The organism is Sandaracinobacteroides sp., from assembly GCF_057137845.1.
Window position 1 is genome coordinate 1 of sequence record NZ_DBNHFX010000225.1, and the last position, 7,006, is coordinate 7,006.

Consider the following 7,006-nt stretch of genomic DNA (forward strand, 5'->3'; position numbering starts at 1 on the left):
AATCCTGTGCGAATATTTCCACGGCACCGAGATCGACCTGCCGGTATCGACGGCGCGCCGGCAGCGCATTCTTGACCTGAAGCGGCAAGGGCGTTCAAATGGCGAAATCGCGACGATGCTGCTGGTATCCGAACGGCATGTGCGCGACGTGATGGCAAACCGGCCAGACGACCGGCAATTGCCGCTGTTCCCGAAATCAGCCTGACACCGCCGGCACCGGCCTTCCCCGGAAGCGATGCCGGGGAAAACCGCCGGGTTCCCGCCCTATCGTGCGGACATGGCGACCCAGTCCAACCCTGCACCGGCCGGCAACCCTGAACCGACCGGCGTTCGCCCGGCGATCCTGTGTGCGGCCACGCGCATGGCGCGCGGCTGGCGATCGGCGGCCGGCTGGGCCTGCACGCTGACGGTGCTGGTGCGCGGCGCGGTGGTGCCGTTCGTGGAACTGGCGGGCGGCGGCCCCGTAAGCCCGTTCGACTGGGTTTCGGTGGCGGCGCTGCTGGGGGCGCTGGGGCTGGCCCGATACCGGCATCTGGAAGCCGCAACACAAGAGCAGGATCAGGAGGGCTGAATGGCCAAACTTACCCCGACATCGCAGGACAATGTGCTGCGGATCGCAACGGCCGCGCTGGCGGCCGCCAATGATGCCACACCCGCCACCGCCTTTGCCGGCCGCACCAACCTGCACATCACCGGCGTCTTCACCGGCAGCCTGGTGCTGGAACGGTCGATGGATGGCGGCACGAGCTGGGCGCCCTGCACCAGCCTTGGAACGGCGGTTGCATTCACCGGCCCGGCATCGGAAGTGCTGCTGCTGCCGGAAGCCGACGTGCTGTGCCGGGTACGCGCCGCCACGCTGACGGCGGGCGCCGCCATGGTGCGGCTTAGCCAATGACCGTGTTCGGCGGCCCCTTTGCGAACCTGTTCATCGGCGCGCACGCCGGCCGCCGCCCCGCGCCCGCGCCAGATCCCGATCCCGATCCGGAACCGGGGGCAGTGGCCAACAGCACGCCTCCTGCTTTCCTTCAGCCCGATGGTTCCGGCGGCTGGGAACCGGCGGACGCCATCACGACCAACCCGGCCATTTTCCTTGACGCAGGGTCGTGGACAGGCGGCACCCCGCCCTATTCCTTCGATTGGGAAATCCGGAAAACGCCGTCCAATACGGTGATCGTTCCCCGTGGCACGACAACCGAGTTCGACGCCGGCCTGCTGGCGGGGGAATCCGTGATCGGGCGGGTGTGGTGCACCGACAGCCTTGGCGCGGATGCCTACGCGGATAGTGCTGCGTTCGGGCCGTTCGTTGCGGGCTTCGAACCGGCGTTCAACGGGCGCTACACCTTCCGGGGCAGCCTTGCTGCCGTTACATCCCCGGCAGAGGTGTTCGTGGTGGCGGCTGCGGGCGAAGGCAGCGTGGCCCCGTCCGGTTCATCCAGTGCGTTGCAGGCCTATGCCCTGATGGAGGCAGTCTCCGGGGACGGCACGGATCATCCGAACTGTGGGGGATCAGGGTCGTTCAACACTGCCGGGGCCGAGGTGATGATGGCCGGGCGGCTAAACTGCACAACTGCGGCTGCGCATTTTTCCGTCGGGCTGTCCAACGGATTTTACCAGGTTCGCATGGGGGTCGGCGCGCGCACGTCCATTTCCGACCTGAAATTCCAGTTGCGCGATGGCGCCTACAACACCGGCAACCTGATCTACGCCAGCCCGGTTGGCTGGGGGCACGCCAGCAGTTCCGAGGTTTCGGTGCTGGGGAACGACGGCGCGGGCAACATGCAGTTGCAGCTTTCCACCTATGCTGCGGTGAACGACTGGGCGGGCGCTGAAATCGATGAAGGCATCTGGTCTGCGACGTTCGAAATCACCAACGGCCGCCTGACCTTCTGCCGGAGGGCCGGGGAAGGCGGCGGCGCTGCCTATCTGCACTTTCTTGAAATCCGCACAGCGGAGGACCCGACGCCGTGACCAGGTTCCATTTCGTCACCCCGGCTGATCGCGACGTGTCGGCGGCGCCTGCCGGCGGCCTTTTGTATATCGACGCGGCGATCGGGCTGGATTCGAACCCCGGCACAACGGCAGCGCAGCCGAAGCGCAGCCTGAGTGTTCTGCCCGCGGCGCTTTCCGACGATCAGAAGGTGTATGTTCGGAACGGGCTGCATTACCGCCGCCGCAAGACTGCGCGATATGGGCAGAACGTGTTCAGCCTGGCATCCTCGGCCACGGCGCAGGCAACACCCGGATCGGTTATCGGCTGGGGCGCGGGCGCCCCTGCGTTCATCGGCGGGGACATGCTGTTCACCGGCTGGGGCGCGGTATCCGAATCCGAAGGCAACAGCTATCTTGCGGCCAACGGCCAGCAGTGCACTCTGCCGGTGGATGGGTCGCTCTGGCATGGGCACTTCGTCGGCAGGGACATGCTGACGCCATCTTACTGGACGCCGAACTGCCCGGCCGATCTGTCCACCGTTTCGCGCTGGGCCTTCTTCGACACTTCGGTAAATTCCTATGCGTGGTTCGACCCGACTGCGGCGAACACACAGGGGTTCAGTGCATCGGCTGATGGCGGCGGGGCGGAAATCACCCGCGATCCGGTGAAGGCGGCGCTGGCGAACAGCATCACCATGGCGGTTCCGGCGGGGACCACCGGGCAGATTTCGCAGACCACCATTTACGTTCGCCATCCGGCGCTTGCCGCCCACTATGGTTCCGGCATCGGCCCGCTTGGGGCCACGCTGCTGTTCCGGGGGCACCCGGCGAACTTGTCCTATCGGGCGATCATCACTGCCTATGATGAGGCTGCATCCGAAATCACTGCCGTCTGCGAGAAGATCACCATCGGTTCCGGCAAGCGGATTCGCCTGGCGGCGACCGGTTCGCAGTGGCGGATCATGGGGGCGGCGTTCGATGTGCGGCAGCCGGGGCAATATGCGGTGCGCATCAATTCCGGCGGGGCCACGCCCCCGACTGCGTGGCGGGTGGTTGGCGACTGGATGCGGGGCGATTCCACCATGGGCCGCCACACCACCGTCGCGCAGTTTTCCGGCACGCACTACAATCTGGAAAACCTGACTTTCGGGCGGACGGCCGGATCGGAAAGGCCGTCGATTTCGTTGACGGCGGACCCGCCGGTGGCTGAGTTTTCCTGCCACTGCGTGACGTTCACCGGATCGAGCGCACGGCTACGCACCATCGCGGGCACGGAATTTCTGCCCGCCGCATCCGGCGCGGCGATGTTCTATCTTGGTTCGACGCCGGTTGGCACCGTTGACGCGGTGGGGCTGTCGGTTTCCCGCGCATGGTCGGGCGGAGGGTTTCGGGGGCCGTTCGAGCGCGGCACCATCGATGGCATTACCTTTGCCGAACTGGGCCGGACGGCGGTTTATTTCCAGACCCGCGCAGCAGGCACCACCACCATCACCGACATGGTGGGCCTGTTTTCAAAGTCGGTGCACGGGAACGGCTACACCATCTATCAGGCCGGAACCAACATGCAGTTGACGGGCTATTCCGCCTTCGACTGCACGCGATCCGTCACCACGCAGATTTCCAACGCGCCGACGCCAACCAACAGGAACAACCTGTTCGCAAGGCTGCATGTGCTTTCCAACATGGACATCATCGCCGAAGATGATCCATCGGGCGACGAGGGCACAGGGGTTTACCAGTTCCGTTCGGACAGCGGGTTTGTGGGATCAACCATCGACAGGGCCATTCTGGCCGATGGCGACGGGTTCCAGTTCTATGGGGCGGGCGCGAACAACGGCAATGTGAATGTCCGCCGGTCGTATTTTTCCAAGCTGACGATCGCCAGCAATTCGGCCACCGGCAACCCGCCGGCCACGGAGCCCGCAGCGTTCACCGACACGGTGGCGGCGAACGGCGGCGCATCGCTGGTGACGGCGCAGGGCGGCACTGCCACCAACGTAAGCCAGTCGAACGATCAGCCGTGGACCGGCGCGCTGTCGGAAGCGCAGTGGAAGGCGTTGACCGTCAACGCAGACCGCACGGGGTATGAAGATGCGGCGCTTGGGGCGCAGCGCTACAACTGGATCATCCCGGCCTATTCGGAAAGCGCCCCGGCACCGGGTGCCCCGGTCGATCTGCTGCTGTCGGTCTACACATATTACGCCAAGCCACAGGCGGGCTTTGTATTGACGCACGTTTTGAAGGCGCGGCCCATGTCGGCGCTGTCGCTTCCGGCGGGTGTTGGCGACAATGATCTGGTGCAACTGGATCAGGGGCGGATCAAGGCAACAGCATCCACGCCTGGCCGTGATTTGTCGATCACCGTCAGAGAGACCCCGCAGGCGAAATCCGGCGGCGTGTGGTCGCCTGTTCCCGGCGCGGCACGGGATACCGTCTTTGCGTTGGCGGTTGTGCGATGATCTGGGGTTTTTCCCTGTTGGCCGGGGGCCGCATCTGGAAGGCCGCCGCCATGGCCGGGCTGCTGGCGCTGCTGGTGCTGGCGGTGCGGGACTGGGGCGCGGCGCGCCGGGCGCGCGCCGATCTGAAGATCTGCGCCGCCGCCGCCGATGGGCGCAAGCCGCTGGATGGCTGCCCGGCCAAGGTGTCGGTTGCGATCGCCGCCGCACGCGCGGCGGCGGCCTGCGAAGCGGCGCTGGCCAAACCAGACCCGTTGGGCGTTCGCACGAATTGCAAACCCGCCGTGCAGGACCGTGTGGCGCGGCTGGCGGTGGCCGAGGCCAATCTGGCGGATGCCCGCCGGCAGCTTGCCCAGGCCGAACAGCAAACGATCGCCGCCGTTTCCCGCGCGGAAGCGCGCGCGAAATCCACCACAGAAAGGAAAGCCCGTGCCAAGGCCGCCATTGCCGCCGCGCCAACTGATGCTGCCGGCGTTATTCGCTGTGATGCTGGGTGCCTGCACGACATCGCGGGCGGCTCCGCCCGCGCCGATCGTTGAACAGCGCACCGTGACCCGCATCCTTTGCCCGATCGAGCTGAAGCTGGCGCTGCCGGCAAAGCCGCAGCCGGCGGCCGTCGCCGTGATTCAGGGGAACGAAGCGGGCCTTGCATTTATCGCCGGGCTGGCGGGCTGGGGCGACGATCTTGCGGCCCGTCTGGCCGACGCGGCGGCGGCGTGCCCGCAATGATCGACCCGAAGATCAAGGCGATCATCGACGGCGTGATCGCGCGCGAAGGCGGCTATGTGCACGACCCGCGCGACCGGGGCGGCGAAACCAGTTTCGGCATCACGCTGGCAGTGGCGCGCGCCAACGGCTGGATCGGCCCGATGCGCGACCTGCCGCGCACAAAGGCGTTCGATATCTACTGGCGGCGCTATGTGCTGGCGCCGAAATTCGACCGCATTGCCGAACTGCACGCGGGGGTGGCGGCGGAATGCATCGACACCGGCGTGAACATGGGGCCTGCCTGGGCGGCGATCTTTCTGCAGCGCAGCCTGAACGGCCTGAATAACCAGGCGCGGGCATACCCCGATGTGGCGGTGGATGGCGCCGTGGGCGATGCAACCCTTGCCGCACTGGCCGCGTTTCTGCGCCGGCGCGGCCCGGCGGGCGCAACCGTGCTGATCCGGGCGATGAACTGTTTGCAGGGCGCGCGCTACATCGAACTGGCCGAACAGCGGCCGGCGAACGAGGCGTTTCTGTTCGGCTGGCTTTCCGAGCGGGTGGCATGACCGACATGCTGGACGAAGCGCAGAAACTGGAAGAGGCCGAGCGCGCCGCAGGGGTGCGCGCGCTGCGCGACGGCCTGCGGCGGCCCGGTACACGCTGGTGCGCGGGCTGCGGCGATGAAATCCCGCCGCCGCGCCGCCGCGCCGTGCCGTCGGCGACCTGCTGCATCGACTGCCAGGCGAAAAGGGAAACCCGCCATCGCGCCGTGCGCCGGCCGCACGCCGGGCGGATCATCGAGATGAAGAGGTGAATTGATGGAGGCCGTGCTGGAAATCCTGTTGCGCGTGGTTTCGGCCGGATCGGCGCTGATCGCGGTGATCTGCGCCGTGTATGTGGCGCGCCGCGCCTCGAACTGGCGCGAGAGCGACGAGGCAAAGGCGCTGGAAAGGCGGGTGACAGAAGTGGAACGCGATCTTTCGAACATCGCCGTCAGGCTGGATACGGTGCCCACGCGCGAGGATCTGGCGGCCCTGAAATCCGAGGTGCGCGCGCTTTCGCGCGAAGTCGGCAAGGTGGACGACGGCGTCAGCCGCATCGAAATCTTCCTGATCGAGAGGGGGGCGAAATGACCGGCTATGGCCAGTTTCTGGCAGAACATGTGCGGATCGCCATCCTGCGCATGCTGGACGAGGCGCCGGGCCGGCGGATGAACAGTTCGATGCTGCGCGACGGGCTGGGCGCGATGGGCCTTGCCGTGACGGGCGACCAGGTGCGCACGCATCTGGCCTGGCTTGCCGAACAGGACCTTGTCACCCTGGCCGAGGCGGCGCCGGGCCTGACGGTGGCAACCATTACCGAACGCGGCATCGATGCCGCCGGCGGGCTTGCCAGCGTGCCGGGCGTCCGCCGCCCGGCGCCGAAGGCCTGACGCCGTGGCTGCCGATTCCGCCGATGGCGGCAAGCCGCGCCGCAAACCGCAGCGGGTGGACCGGCCCAGCACGATCGACCGGATGCCGAAAGACATCCGGGATGCGATCACCCGCCTGCGGTTCGTGGAAGGGCGGCACCTGCACGAAATTCTGGACCACCTGAAAGCGATGGGCGCGACGCCGCCATCGCGCACGGCGCTGGGCCGGCACCTGAAGGCGATGCAGCACGAGATCGACCAGAAGGTCGACGCCGAGATGCGGGCGATTTCGCCGGTGATGCAGACGCTGAAGCAACTGAACGGCGCGGTGATGGAAAGCCTTGCCGGCGCCGGGCCGGATGCGATGCTGGGCGGCCTTGAACAGATGGTGATGTCGCTGCTGTTCCAGTTCAGCCTGCAATCGGTAAAGGCCGCCGGCGCATCGGCCGAGGAACTGGCGGACGACCCGGATCTGGCGAGCAGCCGGATGGACCCGCTTTCG

General features: G+C 66.9%; 12 protein-coding genes. All 12 read left to right on the forward strand.

What is annotated here, in order from left to right:
* On the forward strand, positions 1–205 hold a 205-nt coding region (locus AC16JP_RS11800; RefSeq protein ID WP_484340812.1), incomplete at its 5' end, for a hypothetical protein.
* A gap of 30 nt (positions 206–235) precedes the next feature.
* Positions 236–571, forward strand: coding sequence for a hypothetical protein (locus AC16JP_RS11805; protein WP_484340813.1), 336 nt, complete (start codon positions 236–238; stop codon positions 569–571).
* Positions 572–895, forward strand: a complete 324-nt coding sequence (locus AC16JP_RS11810; RefSeq protein ID WP_484340814.1) for a hypothetical protein — start codon at positions 572–574, stop codon at positions 893–895.
* Positions 892–1,968: a hypothetical protein gene (locus AC16JP_RS11815; protein ID WP_484340815.1), complete on the forward strand. Its 1,077-nt coding sequence runs from the start codon at positions 892–894 to the stop codon at positions 1,966–1,968. Before AC16JP_RS11810 ends, AC16JP_RS11815 begins: the two co-directional genes overlap by 4 nt.
* Positions 1,965–4,388 (forward strand): hypothetical protein, encoded by a 2,424-nt coding sequence (locus AC16JP_RS11820; protein ID WP_484340816.1) that lies wholly within the window; start codon positions 1,965–1,967, stop codon positions 4,386–4,388. The genes AC16JP_RS11815 and AC16JP_RS11820 overlap by 4 nt, the downstream gene beginning before the upstream one ends.
* 50 nt (positions 4,389–4,438) lie before the next feature.
* Positions 4,439–4,924, forward strand: coding sequence for a hypothetical protein (locus AC16JP_RS11825; protein WP_484340817.1), 486 nt, complete (start codon positions 4,439–4,441; stop codon positions 4,922–4,924).
* A gap of 10 nt (positions 4,925–4,934) precedes the next feature.
* A complete protein-coding gene (locus AC16JP_RS11830; RefSeq protein WP_484340818.1) occupies positions 4,935–5,114 on the forward strand; it encodes a hypothetical protein in 180 nt (59 codons plus the stop codon).
* Positions 5,111–5,659, forward strand: a complete 549-nt coding sequence (locus AC16JP_RS11835) for a glycoside hydrolase family 108 protein (RefSeq protein WP_484340819.1) — start codon at positions 5,111–5,113, stop codon at positions 5,657–5,659. The genes AC16JP_RS11830 and AC16JP_RS11835 overlap by 4 nt, the downstream gene beginning before the upstream one ends.
* On the forward strand, positions 5,656–5,907 hold the full coding sequence (locus AC16JP_RS11840) for a TraR/DksA C4-type zinc finger protein (RefSeq protein ID WP_484340820.1): 252 nt from the start codon (positions 5,656–5,658) through the stop codon (positions 5,905–5,907). Before AC16JP_RS11835 ends, AC16JP_RS11840 begins: the two co-directional genes overlap by 4 nt.
* 4 nt (positions 5,908–5,911) lie before the next feature.
* Positions 5,912–6,226 (forward strand): DUF2730 family protein, encoded by a 315-nt coding sequence (locus tag AC16JP_RS11845; protein ID WP_484340821.1) that lies wholly within the window; start codon positions 5,912–5,914, stop codon positions 6,224–6,226.
* Positions 6,223–6,525: a VpaChn25_0724 family phage protein gene (locus tag AC16JP_RS11850; protein WP_484340822.1), complete on the forward strand. Its 303-nt coding sequence runs from the start codon at positions 6,223–6,225 to the stop codon at positions 6,523–6,525. Before AC16JP_RS11845 ends, AC16JP_RS11850 begins: the two co-directional genes overlap by 4 nt.
* 4 nt (positions 6,526–6,529) lie before the next feature.
* A partial coding sequence (locus tag AC16JP_RS11855) for a phage protein Gp27 family protein (protein ID WP_484340823.1) occupies positions 6,530–7,006 on the forward strand: 477 nt, incomplete at its 3' end.